Source organism: Rhodococcus sp. NPDC127593 (genome assembly GCF_042671975.1).
Classification (GTDB): domain Bacteria; phylum Actinomycetota; class Actinomycetes; order Mycobacteriales; family Mycobacteriaceae; genus Rhodococcus_F.
Genome location: NZ_JBHXWI010000021.1, coordinates 1 through 17,124, shown reverse-complemented (window position 1 = coordinate 17,124; position 17,124 = coordinate 1). Strand labels below are relative to the sequence as shown.

The window sequence follows — 17,124 nt, the reverse complement described above, 5'->3', positions numbered from 1 at the left end:
TGATCACGCTGCGACGATGCGCACCGGGCGAGGCAGGGCGTTCCCGCACACCTCCTGCCCATGGGACCAAACCTTGGTGTGGTGTCCGCTCGCTGATCGGACCGGCCGGAAATAGTGCCCTCGGGCCGGCTGTGGTGTGTCGTCGCGAACAGTCCTCAACAGATCACGCTACGAAACCCCAAGCTGGGAAACATGGTCCTGCAGGCGAACCCACTTCCCTAAACCTCGATTCGGGAACCCATGATCACTGTCCGCTCCCCTGGCAGGCCGAAGTACTCGGCAGCGTCGGCCGTGATGTAGGAGGTGGCGATGAACAGGTGCTTGCGCCATTGCGCCATCGTCGGTGCCGTCCCCGTGGTCAGTTCGATCTTCGACAGGAAGTAGGAGGCGTCGTCGATCGCGATCGGCCCCTCGGTGTCGGCGGGGTCGAGCAGCCGCAACACGGCCGGGATGTGCGGTGATTCCATGTACCCGAAAAATGCTGTGACGTGGACGATCCCGTCTTCGGCGTAGCCGAGCTTATCGATCTCGGTCCGCTCGGTGTCCGGTACGCGCGGCACCGGCAGCGTGTTGATCGACATGATCACCACGTGTTGCTGCAGCACGCGGTTGTGCTCGACATTGGCCCGCATCGCCAACGGCGCCGTCTTTTTACCGCGGTTGAGAAACACCGCGGTGCCCGGGACCCGCACCAGCGGCGGCCGATAATCGTGCAGTTGGTCGACGAATTCCCGTAACGATCCCTCGGCTCGCTCCCGTGCGCGGGTGACGATGGCGCGACCACGCTGCCAGGTGGTCATCACGGTGAACGCCGTGAGCGCGATCAGCAGCGGCAACCAGGCTCCGTGCACGAGTTTGGTCAGGTTCGCCGCCAGGAACAGCAGGTCGACCGCCAACAAACAGCCGGCACCGATCACGACCAGCCACAACGGCGTGCCCCACCGGGTCCGGGCGATGTAGAAGAACAGCAGAGTCGTGATGGTGATCGTCCCGGTCACCGCCATTCCGAACGCATACGCCAACGCCGCCGAACTGCGGAAGGCGAAGACCAGCGTGAGCACCGACACCATCAGCACCCAGTTGATCCACGGGACGTAGATCTGGCCGATCGTCGACTCGGAGGTGTGTGCCACCCGCAATCTCGGCAGGTAGCCGAGCTGCGCCGCTTGCGACGCGACCGAGTAGGCGCCGGTGATCACCGCCTGGGAAGCGATCACCGTCGCAGCGGTCGCCACCAGCACCATCGGCCACCGCGCCCAGTCGGGGGCCAACAGGAAGAACGGGCTGCTCACCGCGCCCTCGTCGCCGAGGAGCAGCGCCCCCTGGCCGAGGTAACTCAGCACGCACGCCGGCAGGACGAGCAGCAGCCAGCCGCGGGTGATCGCCCGCCGACCGAAATGCCCCATGTCGGCATACAGCGCCTCCGCGCCGGTGACCGCCAGCACGACCGCGGCCAGCGCGAAGAAGGCAATTTCGAAGTGCCCGAACAGGAAGCTCAGCGCATAGGTCGGCGAGAGCGCCTCGAGGATCGCCGGATGCCGGGCGATGCCGCTCACGCCGCAGGCCCCGATCGAGACGAACCAGACGATCATCACCGGCCCGAACAGTCGCCCGACCGCCGCCGTGCCGCGGCGTTGGACGGAGAACAACCCCACGATGATCACCGCCGTGATCGGCACGATCCACTCTGCCAACCCCGGCTCGACGACCTTCAGGCCTTCCACCGCGGACAGCACCGAGATCGCGGGGGTGATCATGCTGTCGCCGAAGAACAAAGCGGCACCGAAGATGCCGAGCCCGGCCAGCACCACGGCGACGCGACGGCCCCGCACCGCACCCAGGCGCCGCAGCAGTGTGATCAGCGCCATCACCCCGCCCTCGCCGTCGTTGTCGGCGCGCATCACCAGCAGGACGTAGGTGAAGGTGACGATGAGCATCACCGACCAGAAGATGAGTGACACCACGCCGTACACGTTGTTCGTGCTGATCGGCACGGGGTGCGGATCGGCCGGGTTGAACACCGTCTGGATGGTGTAGATCGGACTGGTCCCGATATCGCCGAACACCACACCCAGTGCGCCGACCACGACGGCGGCCCGCACCGGTTCTCGACCGCCGCCCTCCACGCGACTCGGCGGACCGACTCCAGGCTCTGTGTCCATGGCGTGCTCCTCGTCTGCAGGACCGGATCCCATTGTCTGTCTTCCTGTACGTGCTGACCGCGGAAGTCGAGTTTCTCGCTGTGGGTCGAGGAACCCCACCCACCACCGGGCGGGCCCTCAGCGTCACCTGCACCAGCGCCGGTGGGCGAGAACAAGCACCGTTTATCCGAAAGAGGGCCGACTTCCTTGTCACCTCAGCAGGATTGGCTCATTCGAATGAGGCCGGTGAGTGCCGACCACCCCTTTCCGCCACGCGGGCGCGGACGGCGGGCCCGCGTGGCTGGCGCGCAGGCGATGTTTGCCGATGATGCGACCGGCGGTGTGGCGTGCGTGACCATCACCCCCCAGCCCAGGATCGGCCAGAGTAGACGTCGACGACGCCCGGGTGTGCGACTGGCGACGGCGGATTGCGCGTCGTTCAGTGCGTGGTTCCTGCCTGTTCCACTACCCACGCGGCGATCTGTGCGCGGGAGGTGAAGCCAAGTTTGGCCAGCACATGCTCCACATGCCCCTGGGCGGTGCGGGGCGAGATCACGAGTCGAGCGGCGATCTCCTTGTTGGTCAGGCCCTCCGCGACCAGGTCGGCGACCTGCCCTTCCCGATTGGTCAATTTCGGCAACGCCGCGGCCGCGGCCGGCGGGGAATCCGGGGCCCGCTCGCCGAGGGCGTAGGCGACGGCGGCATCGAACCCCAGCCGCCGGCCCTCCCGGCCGGCCTCCTCGAATCCTCGCTCACCGAGTACCCGACGACACGTCCGTTCGCACTCCTCGTGGTCGACGAGCATCGTCGGAAACACGACCGCATCGCTGCCGACCGACCGACCCAGCTCCTCGGCCGATCCCAGCAGCACGGCGGCGCGACGTGCTGTCTGCTCCCCGGCGGCGATCCAGGCCAGCGCCTCGAGACCCGACGCGGCGGTGCGCCGGTTGTTCACCTCTCGGGCCAGGCGCAACGACTGTTCGAGCAGCCCCACCGCCCGATCTGCATCCCCCTGCCGCCACAACGCAACACCCATCGCCCACAGTGCATACGACCGATACACGACCTCCCCGCGTGCCTGCGTGAGCGTGAGCACCTGCTCATAGCACTCGATGGCTCGTTTCGTCTCGCCGCGCAGTGTGTTGGCCAGCCCGAGCATGTTCGTCGCACCGGTCTGGAGCGTGCGGTCCTCCCGCCGACCGAACGTCTCGATCGCGCTTTCCAAGCGCGAACACGCACGGGCCAGGTCACCACCGAAGATCGCCAGGATGCCGTCGGCGTAGGCGATGAGGGCTTGGATCATCGGGTCGGTCGACTGTTCGGCGAGCGCGAGTCCCTCGTCCACAAGTGCGGCGCCCGCCTCGAGGTCACCCTGCACCTCGGCCAACACGCTGGCCGCGTGCAGCGCCTTGGCCCGGTCGACGCTCGGCTCCCCGGGGGTTCGGGCGAGGAGGCGGGCGAGCCACCGGCGGCCTTCGCTGAGTAGTCCACTGGCACTCCAGAACGGGAACAGGGCGGCGGCGATCCGGAGACCTGTGTTCGGGCTGTCGGACGAGCAGAATTCCAGTGCCTCCCGGAGATTCGATTGCTCCCGATCGAGCCGGGTGATCCATTCGAGCTGTCGGGAACTGATCCAGTCGGCCTCCCCGGCGAGCACAAACTTCTGGTAATAGTCGCGGTGGCGCCGGCACAGCTCCGTGATGCCGCCCGTCTCGTGCAGCGTCTCGCGGCCGTAGTCGCGCAGTGTTTCCAGAAGCCGGAACCGCACCGCGGTGCCGGATTCCTCGCGGATCAGGATCGACTTGTCCACCAGGGAGGCCATCGTGTCGAGTAGCTCGACGGCATCGAGCCCGGCTCCGCACACCACCTCGGCGGCCTCGAGCTCGAAACTGCCCGCGAACACCGCCACCCGCGCCCACACTCGTTGCTCCACCGGTGTGCACAACTCATAGCTCCAGTCGAAGCTGAGTCGCAGGGTCTGCTGCCGCGACGGTGCGCCCCGGCTGCCCTGGGTCAGCAACGCATATCGGTCGGTGAGCCGAGTCAGGATTTGTTCCGGCGACATCGCTCGCAGCCGAGCTGCCGCCAATTCGATCGGCAACGGCAACCCGTCCAGTCGGTGACAGATCTGGGCCACCGCAGTCTTGTTGTCCTCGGTCAGTTCGAACCCCGGGACGGCCGTGGCGGCGCGCTCGGCGAACAACGTGACCGCGTCATAACTGGGAAGCCCGGACAACGACGACTGCCGATCCGGATCGGGTACCGGCAGCGGTGGCACCCGAAGCGCCTCCTCCCCACCGATGCCCAGAAGCTCACGACTGGTGGCGAGGATCCGCAGCCCCGGGCAGCCTCGCAACAATGTTTCGGCGAGGTCCGCCACGGCGTCGACCACCCGCTCGCAGTTGTCCAGTATCACCAACAGCACCCGCTCGGCCACGAACTCGACGAGCACCTCACGCAGTGGCCGCGCCGAGTAGTTCCTCAGCCCCAGCGCTGCGGCCACCACATCGGTCAGCAGCGACTCGTCTGATAGTTCTCCCAACTCCACCAGCCATACCCCGTCAGGGAAATCGCGTTGCATATTCGCGGCCACCCGCAATGCCAGGCGTGTCTTGCCGACACCGCCGATCCCGGTCAATGTCACCAACGGTGAGCGGGAGAGCATCTCCCTGGTCACGGTGAGTTCATTACGGCGACCGACGAAGCTGGTCAGCTCGACGGGAAGATTCCCCGCGCTGCCCCGCACACGATCCGGGGCCGCCGAATCGCGCACGACCGCAGCGCCCTCGGGATCGACGACCGGGCGGGTGGGGTTCGGCTCTCCCGGCAGCGCATCCGGTCCGGCATGCAACGCCATCTCATCGACCGGGAATCCGTTGCGGGCCTCGATCCGCCGCAGTTCGTCACCGAGCTCGGCGGCGGACGGCCGATCCTGCGGGTTCGCGGCCATCGCTCGGGCGATCTCCGCGGACACGTCGTCGTCGATGCCGAGGCCGTGCAAGTCGGGCACCGGTGCGGTGGTGATCCGCAGGAATTGGGCCACCACCTGCTCACCGGTGCGGCGCTCGAAGGCCGCGTGGCCAGTCAGGGCACTGAACAAGACGGTCCCGAGGCCGTAGACGTCCGACGCGGTGCTCGGTGGATCACCCCTGAGCACCTCCGGGGCGGTGAATGCCGGCGACCCAGTCACCGTTCCGGTGCCGGTCTCGAAGCCACCGGAGATGTGCGCGATTCCGAAATCTGTCAGCGCCGGCTCCCCGTAGTCGGTGAACAGAATGTTGGCGGGCTTGATATCGCGATGCAAAATTCCGAGTCGATGCGCGGTCTCCACCGCCCCGGCGATCTTCACCCCCGTCCGCAACGCGTGGTCCAACGGCAGCGGACCGTGTCGGCGGATCCGCGCCTCCAGCGAATCCTGCGCGTGGTACTGCATCACGATGTACGGGCGCCCGCCTTCGGTGTCACCGACCTCCAGGACATTGACGATGTTCGGGTGCCCGCTCAGCCGGCCCATTGCCCGCTGCTCCCGCAAGAACCGCGCCCGATTCACCTTGTCCAGGTCTGCGGTGAGGACCTTCACGGCCACGATCCGGTCCACGTCGGGCTGCGTACAGCGGAAGACAACACCGAAGCCGCCACGGCCGATCTCCTCCGCGTCCCCAAAACCGACCGCCGCCAACTCCGCAGCGACCGCCGGTCCAATGTCACGCTGCGTGACCAGTGGATCATCGTCTCTGACCATCGGCCACCCAGCGATTCATCCTGTTCGTGGCATCGACGATCGACACCCGCGCTTACTCAGCTCGAAAACTGTGCACCCAAGGATATCCACCACCCGGCACCCCGGACCTCGTCCCGCGAAGGATTTCGGCGTCGCCCGGCCGGCCGGCGGCGCGGTGAGGGTACACATTCGTCTCAAACGGCACCCTGACCAAAACACAGCAGAGATGAGCCTCCTCCGGGTTGCGTGCGATGGGTCATCTGGCATGAGCGGCCGCTGCGGGTCGGGGCCGGTTCACTCCGCCGCCCGTACCCCGGCGGCGGATCTGCGGTGCGCAGCACCGGAGTAGCGAGCGAGGAAGGCAATGTTCGGTGACGTCGACTCGCTCGCTCTACTCATCAGAATGAATACGCCGGAACTGGGTATGCCCGGGATGCACCGGACCGACATCCGACAAACGGAAGACACGAACGAGGACCGATTCGAATGAAATCACCCCGGCACACCACTACCGATCACGACGAAATCCGCCGCTGGACTCAGTCCCATCACGGCGTACCGGCACGCATCGCCAAGACTGCGGGCATTGACGCCTCCGTGTTGCGCATCGATTTCCACGAGGCCGGCACGCCTGTCCTCGAACACATGCCGTGGCGCGACTGGTTCACCGCCTTCGACGAGCAGGGCTTGGCCTTGCGCTATCCGGACCCGCACATTCACGGCGGCACCAGCGCCTGGTTCGAACTCGTCCCCCGCGATATCCGCACCGATGCCCGCGGGTGAGCCCGCCGGCACCCGGAGTTGCGTCGAAATAACCTGATTCAGGCGGATCTCGATTCGGCCGTTCCAGTCCCGGGCGAGTTCACCCACTGTCTGTTTCGGGTTCGTCCTGCCGGTCGACGTCGGAGGACCGCGATGTGCACGGCCTCCTCCTCGCTGCCTGGTCGCTCTCCCCGATCACCTCCCCGGGATGGCCGCCTCGTCGTAGCGGCCTTTGACGACGCACTGGGCCTTGCCCTCGAGTTGTTTCAAACGCGGCAGCGAACTCGTCTCTGAGTAGCCATCACTTGTCCTCCCGAGTGGACCTGCGCGTCACACGTTCGCGTTCAGGTTCTTCGTCGCCGCCGCTCAGACCATCACCTTTGTCGTCACCGGATTCGATCGAGCTCTGCGCCGTCGATTCCGCGTCGCTGTCGGTGCCGCCCGACGCGAGGTCGGATAGGCCTTCCGGTTCGCTGCCGATCTCGAGCCGGTTCACGGCTTCAGCGAATCGCAGGTAGGTGTCGACGCTGGCGACCACGACGCGGGCGTCGATGGTGAGTATTTCGATGCCGACGAGCGAGACGCGCACGTAGGCATCGATGACCAGGCCCTTGTCGAGGATGGTGTCGATGACGTCGGCGAGGCTGCTCGACCTGGGACCACCGGCGACACCTCCACCGCCTGCGGGTTGTATCGCCGTGGTCATACCGGTGCTCCGTGCTTGCACCCGCAGAGGAGATCCCTTCCGCCCGAACGAAACTGGTCGCCCGGTATATCGATACTGTCGCCGGCCGCACTGAACGTCGGCGCGAGTAGCTCCGCCGCAGTGATCCTGTGCGCGCTTACCGGCGGATTCCCCGCCCGGACGGCCGAAGGCGGTTGAGCTTTGGTTGTCATCGTCGAAGCCCTTCGTCGCGAGATCTCGGCGCGCTCGAAGCCAGCTCGGTGAAATGTGTCGCAGGACCGTGCGCGGAGGGTGCGCCTATGTCGTTCGTCTACCCCTCCTCGTCAGGGCTCAACCACCAGCGCAAACAGCGGTCTCGAGCTGACCGACGAGAGTTCCTTCGCCGGTACCGAGACGGGGTATTAGCGTTCCCACGCGATCCGGCGGCACGTTGGTCCCGATGGTGCGGGTGTGCGCCGGGGTTCCGGGTCGGCGCATCGGTTGCCTGGTCCCCTCGGAAATCACTTCTGTCGTCGCTTCGACGCGTGTTCGCGCTCGGTGTCCTGTCCGCCGAGGAGTTCACTGAGCGTTTCGCCGACCCCTTCGAGGACACCTTTGGTCTTGGACTTCGAACTGCCGCCACCCTTGACGTCCGACACCAGGTCCGTCAGACCTTTCGGTTCGCTCCCGATCTCGAGCCGGTTCACCGCTTCGGCGAATCGCAGGTACGTGTCGACGCTGGCGACCACCACGCGAGCGTCGATCGTAAGTAGTTCGATGCCGACGAGTGAGACACGCACGTAAGCGTCGATGACCAGGCCTTTGTCCAAAATGGTGTCGATGACATCGGCGAGGCTGCTCGAGCTCGGTCCACCTGTGGTCATTGCTGTGCTCCTTGCTTTCGGCCGCCCGAGGCCGCCATGGCGGCTCGTTACCGACGGAGCGGCGCAACGCGGGCTGCACACACCGGTAGATGGACTCGTCCCGCCCGGTTCTGCTCGGGCCCTGAGTACGGTCTTTGCGACTACCCCGATTCGGGAGACTTCAACCAGCGGAACATCAGCCAGGATCGGCACCCGAGAAGTGCACCCCTCACGGGAATCGGACAGTTGTTCACCATCGTTCTGACCTGGCAGGCGTGGGCACCGCGCTGTACATGTTCGGCGTCCTCCTGGAGGCGCTCATCGAAGGCCACCCTGCGCAACGTCATGGAACGACGGCGAATGGACTGCGCATCAGCCGGATGACCGGCCACATCATCATCTGCGGACGGGGTCGGTGGGCACTGCGAGCGCGCGGTAGCGTTGCCCGCGCCCGCGTCGTCCGCACCGGACTGTTCAACCGTAACTCCGGAGCGCACAGACGAGCGGGTGCGCGGGCAACGCTACCGCGACACGCTGTTGCTCCAGCACTTTCGGGGGTGGAGGACACCCAGGAGGTGATCTACCCCGGCATCTTCGTCACCGGGACGATGATGCTGGTCCCTCCGGTCGAGATTTACCAACAGGTGTTCCCACACTTGATCGGCGGCATCGCCGTCCTTGGTTTCGCCGTCGTCGGTGTCGTCCTGCCCATCTTCAGTTCGTCGTGAACCTGCGACCGGGTGATCGCGGCAGCAGCGGCCACCCTGCCGATGTTTCTTCGGTTGCTGACCCTCGGTGGTGGCGCGTTCTTCTCTCGGCGGCCGTCGCCGCGCCTACTAGCCGACCACCGGTTACCGCTCGGTTGTCAGTGGGCGTCGCGGAAAGTTTGCTCGATGTCCGCGGGTATGCGGCCGCGCGAGGAGATCTCGTAGCCTTGCTGGACGGCCCACTCCCGGACTTCTTTGGCCGTGCTTGTGTCCCGGGTCCGTCGGGTGCGGGGACGGCGCCTTGACGGTTTCTCCCGCTCGGGCTGCGCGGTCTCTGCGCTCTCGTCGGTCTCGCCCGTCTCCTCGGCCCGCTCCTCGCCTTCGTCGTCCGGTACCTCTCCGGCTTCCCGCACCTGTTCGCCTTCTGCGGACTCGATCCGCTCGCGGGGCTCTTCCTTTCCCTCTTCCGGCTCGCCGACGTGGTGGTCGCGGATCTCGCCTGACCTGGTGCCGGCCACCTCGCCCACGCCCACCGCCAGGTCTTCGCCGCTCGACTGGAGCCGGCTGTTGAGCGACTCGATACGCGTGTTGACCGCGGTGACCGCCGCAGCTTTCGCCGCGGTCATCAGCTCTCCCCGAATAGTCTCACCGAGCTTGGCGACCTCCGGGGACCTAGCGAGCTTCGCGGTCCACCCCCTGAGCAGATAACCCGCCCCGACGGCCACCGCCAATTGACCTCTGATTTTCATTGCCCTCACCCACAGTTGCCGAGTCGTCACCCGCACCTCGGCGTCGGCGGGCGGCGAGATACAGCATGGAACCGTGCCCGGCGGGGGTGCGTAAGCCGTGCTTACCCCAGGCGGGAGCGATTAATCATCATCAGACAACACCCATCGGCGGGCCACCGAAGCTGCTGTCACGGGCGATGGGGGATCGGCGAGCGTCGTCGGTGGACCACCCCGATCTCTGGCCGGCACCAAAGACCACTGTGGGCGTCCTGTCCGCGCGACCCCTACAACTCTCGGGTTACCGATCCGCTAGAAACACCGCATCATCGACACCGTCGGCAAAGTCCGCCAAGTTGTGGTCGTCGGCGACCGTCTGTACGACGACACCGGAGCGGTGATCGGCACGACGGGGTTCTACATCGACATCACCGACTCCTACCGCAGTGACGTGAAAGGGTCGGTCAACGAGGCGGTCGACGAACTCGAGCAGTCGCGGGCGGTGATCGAGCAGGCCAAGGGTGCACTGATGCTGGTCTACGGCATCCCCGCCGCCCGCGCCTTCGACGTCCTGACCTGGCGCTCGCAGGAGACCAACACCCGGCTCCGCACGATCGCCGAACAGATCGTCGCCGGCCTCGCCAAGTGTGAACCAAACTCCGGTCTGCGCGCAGTTCGATCATGTGCTGCTCACCGCACACGAAAGAGCCCGGCGACCGAAGTAAGGGAGGTTCCGCGGGCTGGGTTGTCAACCCGCAGACCCTGGACCGGATGACTCGACCGGTCTGAGTGAGACCTCGGCGAACGCCCAGTGGCAGGGCACTGCGCGAACTTCTCAACTCACCCGAACAGTCACCGCGAAAGCCGCGGCACGGAACGCCGCGAGGCTGCTGAACGGTCGCACCGCGTGGGGAACGCAACGATCGGGTATCCGCTGCCTGTGGAAATCATCGGAATCGTCATTCTGGTCGGTGTCATCGCCTATGTCTTGTACAAGAAACGCGGGAGGAAGGGACCCTCGGGGAACGTTTGACTCACCCGACCGCGCGTACCGCGCCGGGCGCAGTGGATCACACCGCACCCTGCGCATCATCGAGGCGGCCGCCCGTGCACGTACTCGCGCGAACGCGGAGGCGTACAAGGATCCGGAGTCGACAGCTGTCGGGGAGTTCCTCGGATCCGATGTATTGGGCCAGACACCCAGCCTGGCAGGATATTTCGGGTTGCCAGCCGCGACACGAGGCTGGTGCGATGGTAGCCGAACACCGTGAGCCGCCGGTGCCCGGCGTGAGGCAACGATGCCCGGCGAGCGCTCGACAGGCCGTTCCGGTGCCCGCCCGCCTTCGGACACCACACCGTAGGAGGTTCCCCGCACGAACAGAACACTGCCGACCCGCCGCCCCGGCCCGACCCGATCGAGGCCCCTCGGCAGCGTCACCCCTAATCCTGACCTGTCACCCGTACAAGGAAGCTCCATGAACATCCTCACCGCACTACCCCTGGCCGTGCTGCGCGTGCAGTACACGATCGTGCGCTACCCCCTCCACGTGATCGATGACCGGGTGATCTCACACCTGGCGCCATCAGCACCGGCTCGACGGCTGTATCGGGGTGGCCTCGGCCTGCTCGATGGTGCCGTCGGCACCGTTTTGGGTCACCAGGACCGTGCCCATCGCGCCGCCAACGCCCCAGCCCCACCCCGCGTAGCCCCCGCCCCCGGCAGTGCATCCGTCAAGGATGACGATGCACGCGCAGTGGAAGTCACTGACGCTGAGGTCGAAGCTACCTCTCGATCCGCGACCGTCGAGCACGCCGAGCTGAACGAAAAGGCTGCGCAGCAACTCGACACCGATTTGCTCGCCGAGCGCCTCAAAGTCCAGGCGCCGCACCAACTCGAGCACTCTCCGAGCATCGACACCGTCGACCCGTCGACCGCCACCGTCGTAACCCAGCTCACGGACGCCGCGAGCACCGAACCCGGCACGACACTGACCGGAGAGCTGGCCGACCGCGTAGCCGAAATCGCCCGCGCCGAGACCCCACCCCCGGGCACCGGGACAACCCCGACCGGCAAGCACCACTGACAACCAGACCAGCGCGGCCGAACCACCGGATACGTTCGGAGTCGCCTCTCACATTGACCCTGTCACTCACGCCTTTACGACCAGTGCAGCAGCCGACCGGCCGCCAGGACCCGAGCGTGAGGGCCGTGCCACCGCTGTGGTCGGGTTGCATTGCTTCCGTCAGGAAATTACGCGCGGCGGGTGCGCTCGTACTCGACGAGCACGCTGCCGCTGACCACTGATGACCCGGCCCAGGGTTCGATCGCCACACAGCGCGCGAACCCGGAGCCGGGGCGCCGGGGTAGCCGGAACCTCGCATGGGTACTCGACCGTGCATGTCGACCACCTCTGGGAACCCCGCCGATCCGAACACCGACTTCTCACCGGGGCCGCGGCGCAGCGGCGTCCCCCCGGCGGGAACGACGCCGGACCCGGACGCTGCCAGCCACCTGCATCCCGACCCCGCCCGACGTAAGGGCATCACACACACCCGTACCGGTGCGCTCTGGACCGGTCTGGTCACCGGCGTGCTCATTCTGGTGCTGCTACTGGTGTTCATCCTGCAGAACCTCGACAGCATCACCCTGGAACTATTCGGGTGGGACTTCACGCTGCCGCTGGGTGTGGCGCTGCTGTTCGCCGCGGTGGCCGGAGCGATCATCATCGCGGTCGCCGGTGGTATGCGGATCCTGCAAATCCGCCACGCCGCGAACCGGCAACGCGCGCTCACCACCGATCCGTGAGAACCACCTGTCATACGTGTCGAGGCCGGTGCACGCCCCCGGACATACACCTTCGAAGCGAAACGCGATCAGCGACAAGAAACCCTCGCCCAGATCGAGAACCGGCGAACTCAATACCGACCAGTACGATTCACACCATCATCCACGTCGAACGAAGGGGCCGGTGTCTTGCAGAAGAGAGCGATAGCCACGCGGCAGACTGTGCTGACCGCCGCGGCCAAAGTGTTCAACCGCGTGGGCTACACGGAAGCAGCCTTGCACGAGATCATCGCCGTTGCGGGCGTGACGAAGGGCTCACTGTACTTCCACTTCAGCTCGAAAGAGCAACTGGCACGGGCGGTCATCGACGAAGGCTGCGAACGTTTGAACGCGGTATGTTCTTTGCAATTCGACTCTCGCACTCCGGCACTGGAAACGCTGATCGGAATCTCGTACGTGATGGTCGACACGGCCAACAACGACGACCTGATCTCGGCTGCGTTCCGGCTGCTCAACGAAATCGGCGACTTCCGCGGCACCGGGCCCGCGGTCTTCGACCAGTGGTCCTCGACCTTTCGAGCACTGGCGGCGCGGGCAGTCGAGGAAGGCGACTTCCGCGAGGGCACGGACCCGGACGAGGCGGGCCGTCTCCTGCTGGAGATGGCGTTAGGCACACGCCTGGTGGCAGTCGCAACCGCCACATTGGCGGAGTTGTCCGAGCGTATGACTACCGCATGGAAGGTCTTCCTACCCGGACTGGTCGCCAATGCGAAGGTCGAATACTTCTCCCAGTTCGCCGCACGCCGACTGTCCTCGGTCCTCGTGCCCGCCTAGTGGGAATTGATCAGCGAACCTCCAGCGGATAGCTGTCCAAGGGGCAGGCTCACCGACGAGGAAGAGAACGCGGTCGGGCTCGGACCGAAGGCCCGGTGGTTGGTGGAGGACGAACTCATCGCCCTGAACGTCGACTTCACCAAGGATGAGATATGGAAGCCCTATACGGTCGTCGACCGCAACCTGTTCACCGGGCAGAACCCAGCGTCGGCAGCCGTACTGGCCGAACGACTGCTCGAGGTCTTGTAGCGAACCACTGAAGTCCGTCGGCTGCGAGCAACAGATCAAACCTTGCCCACGTCGCAGGCTACGCCATCCCAGCGTGAAAGGCCGCCGATTCGATGTCGATCCTCGATCGGTGCGGGTGGAGGACCTGTAGGCGGATGCAGAGCAAAGCCGCCGACACCTTCCCCGGTGTCAGCGGCTCCTCATCCCGTCCGGGAACGCTACGCAATGTAGGTCTTACCCGGTCAAGGGTGACAGTGACGCCATATCGCCTCTCGGCAAGTGGTCGCTCGCAGCGACTTTTCTGGTGTGGTACCCGGGGTATGCGCGCCACCGTCAGCTTCTTCAACAGCGGACAAGCCGGTGGTATTCCGAGGAGGCGTTCGCCGAAGCCGCAGCGCCGCAGGCTTCACCGGTGGGAATCGCAGAGATGCAGCGTGAAGGCGGGATTGCCCGGTCGAGGATGCCGTCGATTTCGCCAGCGACGCGACGGCGGCGTGCATGTCGTGGGCGCAGATCGCCGCACAGCTCGGCGTACCACCCCCAGCCGCCCGCGATCACGTCGCCGTGACCGATCAGGGCTGGCAGGAGGCAATAGTCGGCCACGAGAATGCCCGGGCAGCACGGCTCGACGACCAGACCAGGACCCGACGATCGTCGGCAGAGCACCGTGGGCCGCTCCGATGCACCGCTCACCGAGCAGGAGGCGAAGACCACGCCCACTAATCGACTTCTGAGCCGCAGTCAGCGTTGAGGCCATGAAGATCGTCGATTCCCTGGACGGCCACCGACTGTCACGCGCGGGCCTCACCGGCGCGAAACACGACTGACGCGACCGGTGAGGCGATAGGTACACCGAACGGCCGGCCCGCTTTGTTACACGACCTTTTCTGGTGCCCCGTGGAGGCCTGACGTCGACAGGCAGTCGACAGCGGACTGCTTACGCCCTCGTCCCCTTTCGACCTCGAAGCTTCAGGAGACGGATCGACGGTGAGGTCATCGAGGGCCACCGGCCCTGCCGGTCCATGCGATGCGGCCGGGCACCCGAAGGATCGCGCATTGCTATGTGAGCTTGGGCACGACCGAACAGCCCGCGCAACTCCCCAGCTATCGATTTGCTAGAAAATAGGGCGTGGATTCAGAGCAGGTATTCGGTGGCGGCGAGCCGCAGCGGGTAGGCAGTTTCCGGTTCGTCCTGGACGGACAGCGGTGGGAATGGTCCGATACCGTCGCCCAGATGCACGGGCACCGGCCCGGCGAAGTCACGCCGACCACCGAACTGCTGCTCTCCCACAAACACCCCGAAGACCACCCCCACGTCGCCCGGGCCCTCGACCGGATGATCAACGACGCCGAACCCTTCAGCAGCAAACACCGCATCATCGACACCACCGGAAAAATCCGACAGGTCGTGGTCGTCGGCGACCGCCTGCACGACGACACCGGCCAGGTGATCGGCACCGCCGGGTTCTACATCGACATCACCGAGTCCCACCGCGACGACGTCAAAGACTCCGTCGACGAAGCGGTCGCCGAACTCACCGAATCCCGGGCCGTGATCGAACAGGCCAAGGGCGCCCTGATGCTGGTCTACGGCATCCCCGCCGACCGTGCCTTCGGCATCCTCACCTGGCGCTCACAAGAAACCAACACCCGACTCCGCACCATCGCCGAACAGATCGTCGCCGGCCTCGCCGAGTGTGAACCAAACTCCGGTCTGCGCACCTGGTTCGATCACCTACTGCTTACATCCCACGAAAAGGTCCGGCACCCATAGGTAACGGTTCCGCTGGCGGCGGCTCAGACGGTTGCGTCGGCCCCCGGACCGGATCTCGGGCTGCCGGGCTCGATGGTGAGGTCGGCGGTATCGGCGAAGACCAGCCGCCCGTCGTCCAGGGCGACCGCCCACCGATGCACGGGCGCCCACTCGTGTCCGCGTTCGGCCGTATCGGTCAGTTCGGAGTAGTCCTCGATGATCACGCCGGTCGCGGCTTGTCCGAACTGTCGTTGGACCAGCACCCGGGTACCCACGGTCACGGTTCGAGGCTCCGGTTTCTTGTCACTTTTCTCGGGCATGCGTATCGAACCTCCTGCTCGCGGTGTTCCCGGAGCATAAGCATGACCCCTCCACTGCAATGGCGCCGCAACCGCACCCACGATGCCAACTAGTCCAGGGAACCGTGTCGGCAGCGTTTCAGACCTCGCCGTGATCCCTGCATCGCGGTAACCGAACAGACGATGCGGCGCCGGCGCCTATGCGGTGTCATCGCAGGAAGGCGCCTGGGGTTCATCTGCGGTGGCCTTCAGGCGAGGGAAGAGTCGATGCGCGTTGCGGGTGGTCAGGGCGCGCCAAGTGTCACCATGAGGTTGTTCTGCGGAATCGATGGATGCTATCTGGCGTGCGGTCGCGGGTGCGGGAGTCCAGCAGTAGTCGCTGCGCCGCCGCCGTGCGTGAAGACCCACGAGATGTCGGGATACCGCAGGAAGACGCCGGCGAAGACCAGGTCGCTGACGGTGCGGGCGGAGTCGAGCAAGAACTCCAACATCGGTCGCGGCCGACCCAGTGAAACGGCCTCGTGACCTGGCGGCGACGTCGGATGCACGAAGACGACGGCACGGCGGCGATCAAGTTCGGTCCACACCGGTTCGAACAGGGCGTCGCCGAGATAACGTCCGTGCGCGTTAGTTTCCACGGCGACGCCGTCGCTGCCGAGAACATCGAGGGAGTAGGCAATTTCCCGCAGAGAACCGTCTACATCCGGTAGAGGCAGGTTGGCGAAATGACCGAAGCGCCCCGGATGCTCCCGCACCAGTTCGGCGGCGAACTCGTTGACTTCCCGGGCGAGCGCGCGGGCGGCCCCGTCGTCACCGAAGTGTGTACCGGGCGAGGACACCGACACCATGGCGGTGTCGATCCCGCCTTCGTCCATCAGAGCGAGATGGTCGGCCGCCTTCCAGGTGGGCCAGCCAGGCATCCCGTCGGGGTGCTGGTGCCCGGCAGTTTTCGCTGCGTTCACGTACCGGTCGGTGACGAAGTGCGCGTGCACATCGATGAGCGATTCGGCGGCCGTGCTCATTGTCCCTGCCCTTCACGATGACCGGTGGCCGGTCCGGCGGGGCCGGTCGCCCTTCCTTATCTCGTTCACGATGCGGTTGCAGTGATCGAGGGCAGCACGGTGTGCGTGCCGAAGCTGCGCCGGCTGTACACCAGGGGGGGGTGCGGTCGGTGGTCGAGCAGCCCCGCACCGCGCCGAGGAGCAGGGTGTGATCCCCTCCGGGGATCTCGGCCGCGACGTTGCACTGCAACCAGGCTGTGCTGCCCATCAGGCGATGGTAGGCCCTCCTCGAATTCCCATGTTGCAGTGGCAAATCTGCCCTCGCGGCGGCTCGCGAAGCGCATCGCCGCCTCGTGTTGCCCGGCGGAGAGGATGTTGATACCGAAGGCACCGGTCCGGCGGACGATGCTCAACAGCGTCGAGGCGTTGTCGAGGGCGACCGAGATCATGGCCGGCGTCAGGCTCAGGGACGCGAGCGAGCTGACCGTCGTGCCGTGTGGCGTTCCGTTGTCGTTGGCGGTGACGATGGCGACCGGTCCGGTCACTTGAGGTTTCCCCCGAACGGTGGACACGGGGGTTACATGATTTCAGGCGATTGCCACCTGTAGCGACCTCTCGAAACTGTCCGGGCTATGCATGCC

General features: G+C 65.9%; 16 protein-coding genes and 1 pseudogene. 8 read left to right on the top strand and 9 right to left on the bottom strand.

Features of this window, described 5'->3' with window-relative positions; all coding sequences use genetic code 11:
* Positions 1-218: 218 nt before the first annotated feature.
* Entirely contained in the window at positions 219-2,162 is a 1,944-nt protein-coding gene (locus ACFVJ3_RS20415) for a potassium transporter Kup (RefSeq protein WP_378453748.1), read from the bottom strand.
* Positions 2,163-2,580: 418 nt separating this feature from the next.
* Positions 2,581-5,883: a protein kinase gene (locus ACFVJ3_RS20410; protein ID WP_378453747.1), complete on the bottom strand. Its 3,303-nt coding sequence runs from the start codon at positions 5,881-5,883 to the stop codon at positions 2,581-2,583.
* A gap of 465 nt (positions 5,884-6,348) precedes the next feature.
* Here ACFVJ3_RS20410 and ACFVJ3_RS20405 point away from each other — a divergent pair, with 465 nt between their 5' ends.
* Complete coding sequence (locus tag ACFVJ3_RS20405; RefSeq protein ID WP_378453746.1) at positions 6,349-6,645, top strand: hypothetical protein; 297 nt, start codon at positions 6,349-6,351, stop codon at positions 6,643-6,645.
* A gap of 280 nt (positions 6,646-6,925) precedes the next feature.
* Here the strand turns inward: ACFVJ3_RS20405 and gvpJ (ACFVJ3_RS20400) are convergent, their stop codons facing one another.
* Positions 6,926-7,330 (bottom strand): gas vesicle protein GvpJ, encoded by a 405-nt coding sequence (gene gvpJ / locus ACFVJ3_RS20400; RefSeq protein WP_378453745.1) that lies wholly within the window; start codon positions 7,328-7,330, stop codon positions 6,926-6,928.
* A gap of 479 nt (positions 7,331-7,809) precedes the next feature.
* Entirely contained in the window at positions 7,810-8,172 is a 363-nt protein-coding gene (gvpJ, locus tag ACFVJ3_RS20395; protein ID WP_378453744.1) for a gas vesicle protein GvpJ, read from the bottom strand.
* 254 nt (positions 8,173-8,426) lie between these two features.
* Here gvpJ (ACFVJ3_RS20395) and ACFVJ3_RS20390 point away from each other — a divergent pair, with 254 nt between their 5' ends.
* Positions 8,427-8,879: a hypothetical protein gene (locus ACFVJ3_RS20390; protein ID WP_378453743.1), complete on the top strand. Its 453-nt coding sequence runs from the start codon at positions 8,427-8,429 to the stop codon at positions 8,877-8,879.
* A gap of 137 nt (positions 8,880-9,016) precedes the next feature.
* Here ACFVJ3_RS20390 and ACFVJ3_RS20385 read toward each other — a convergent pair whose 3' ends face one another.
* Complete coding sequence (locus tag ACFVJ3_RS20385) at positions 9,017-9,607, bottom strand: histone-like nucleoid-structuring protein Lsr2 (RefSeq protein ID WP_378453742.1); 591 nt, start codon at positions 9,605-9,607, stop codon at positions 9,017-9,019.
* 292 nt (positions 9,608-9,899) lie between these two features.
* On the opposite strand from ACFVJ3_RS20385, the pseudogene ACFVJ3_RS20380 reads away from it, so the two are divergent.
* The 5 genes and pseudogenes from ACFVJ3_RS20380 to ACFVJ3_RS20360 form a co-directional block, all read left to right on the top strand.
* Positions 9,900-10,308: pseudogene (locus ACFVJ3_RS20380) on the top strand (ANTAR domain-containing protein); the annotation flags it as partial.
* Between the two features lie 750 nt (positions 10,309-11,058).
* A complete protein-coding gene (locus ACFVJ3_RS20375) occupies positions 11,059-11,667 on the top strand; it encodes a hypothetical protein (RefSeq protein ID WP_378453741.1) in 609 nt (202 codons plus the stop codon).
* Between the two features lie 314 nt (positions 11,668-11,981).
* A complete protein-coding gene (locus tag ACFVJ3_RS20370; RefSeq protein ID WP_378453740.1) occupies positions 11,982-12,389 on the top strand; it encodes a lipopolysaccharide assembly protein LapA domain-containing protein in 408 nt (135 codons plus the stop codon).
* A gap of 168 nt (positions 12,390-12,557) precedes the next feature.
* Entirely contained in the window at positions 12,558-13,202 is a 645-nt protein-coding gene (locus tag ACFVJ3_RS20365) for a ScbR family autoregulator-binding transcription factor (RefSeq protein WP_378453739.1), read from the top strand.
* 102 nt (positions 13,203-13,304) lie between these two features.
* On the top strand, positions 13,305-13,451 hold the full coding sequence (locus tag ACFVJ3_RS20360; RefSeq protein ID WP_378453738.1) for a hypothetical protein: 147 nt from the start codon (positions 13,305-13,307) through the stop codon (positions 13,449-13,451).
* Between the two features lie 321 nt (positions 13,452-13,772).
* Here ACFVJ3_RS20360 and ACFVJ3_RS20355 read toward each other — a convergent pair whose 3' ends face one another.
* Positions 13,773-14,144 carry a hypothetical protein gene (locus ACFVJ3_RS20355; protein ID WP_378453737.1) on the bottom strand — a complete coding sequence of 124 codons (372 nt, stop codon included), beginning with the start codon at positions 14,142-14,144 and terminating at the stop codon, positions 13,773-13,775.
* Between the two features lie 415 nt (positions 14,145-14,559).
* On the opposite strand from ACFVJ3_RS20355, the gene ACFVJ3_RS20350 reads away from it, so the two are divergent.
* Positions 14,560-15,204, top strand: a complete 645-nt coding sequence (locus ACFVJ3_RS20350; protein ID WP_378453736.1) for a PAS and ANTAR domain-containing protein — start codon at positions 14,560-14,562, stop codon at positions 15,202-15,204.
* 23 nt (positions 15,205-15,227) lie between these two features.
* Here ACFVJ3_RS20350 and ACFVJ3_RS20345 read toward each other — a convergent pair whose 3' ends face one another.
* The 3 genes from ACFVJ3_RS20345 to ACFVJ3_RS20335 all read right to left on the bottom strand — a co-directional run bounded on the left by ACFVJ3_RS20345 (position 15,228) and on the right by ACFVJ3_RS20335 (position 17,028).
* On the bottom strand, positions 15,228-15,503 hold the full coding sequence (locus ACFVJ3_RS20345) for a hypothetical protein (protein WP_378453735.1): 276 nt from the start codon (positions 15,501-15,503) through the stop codon (positions 15,228-15,230).
* A 314-nt stretch (positions 15,504-15,817) separates the two neighbouring features.
* Positions 15,818-16,504: an amidohydrolase family protein gene (locus tag ACFVJ3_RS20340; protein WP_378453734.1), complete on the bottom strand. Its 687-nt coding sequence runs from the start codon at positions 16,502-16,504 to the stop codon at positions 15,818-15,820.
* Positions 16,505-16,569: 65 nt separating this feature from the next.
* Entirely contained in the window at positions 16,570-17,028 is a 459-nt protein-coding gene (locus ACFVJ3_RS20335) for a flavin reductase family protein (protein WP_378453733.1), read from the bottom strand.
* Positions 17,029-17,124 lie beyond the last annotated feature (96 nt).

Bases quoted from the DNA above. Each gene is read 5' to 3' on its own strand.
- gvpJ (WP_378453745.1), bottom strand. From the start codon at position 7,330: ATGACCACGGCGATACAACCCGCAGGCGGTGGAGGTGTCGCCGGTGGT.
- ACFVJ3_RS20405 (WP_378453746.1), top strand. From the start codon at position 6,349: ATGAAATCACCCCGGCACACCACTACCGATCACGACGAAATCCGCCGC.
- ACFVJ3_RS20415 (WP_378453748.1), bottom strand. From the start codon at position 2,162: ATGGACACAGAGCCTGGAGTCGGTCCGCCGAGTCGCGTGGAGGGCGGC.
- gvpJ (WP_378453744.1), bottom strand. From the start codon at position 8,172: ATGACCACAGGTGGACCGAGCTCGAGCAGCCTCGCCGATGTCATCGAC.
- ACFVJ3_RS20410 (WP_378453747.1), bottom strand. From the start codon at position 5,883: ATGGTCAGAGACGATGATCCACTGGTCACGCAGCGTGACATTGGACCG.
- ACFVJ3_RS20375 (WP_378453741.1), top strand. From the start codon at position 11,059: ATGAACATCCTCACCGCACTACCCCTGGCCGTGCTGCGCGTGCAGTAC.
- ACFVJ3_RS20345 (WP_378453735.1), bottom strand. From the start codon at position 15,503: ATGCCCGAGAAAAGTGACAAGAAACCGGAGCCTCGAACCGTGACCGTG.
- ACFVJ3_RS20340 (WP_378453734.1), bottom strand. From the start codon at position 16,504: ATGAGCACGGCCGCCGAATCGCTCATCGATGTGCACGCGCACTTCGTC.
- ACFVJ3_RS20370 (WP_378453740.1), top strand. From the start codon at position 11,982: ATGTCGACCACCTCTGGGAACCCCGCCGATCCGAACACCGACTTCTCA.
- ACFVJ3_RS20385 (WP_378453742.1), bottom strand. From the start codon at position 9,607: ATGAAAATCAGAGGTCAATTGGCGGTGGCCGTCGGGGCGGGTTATCTG.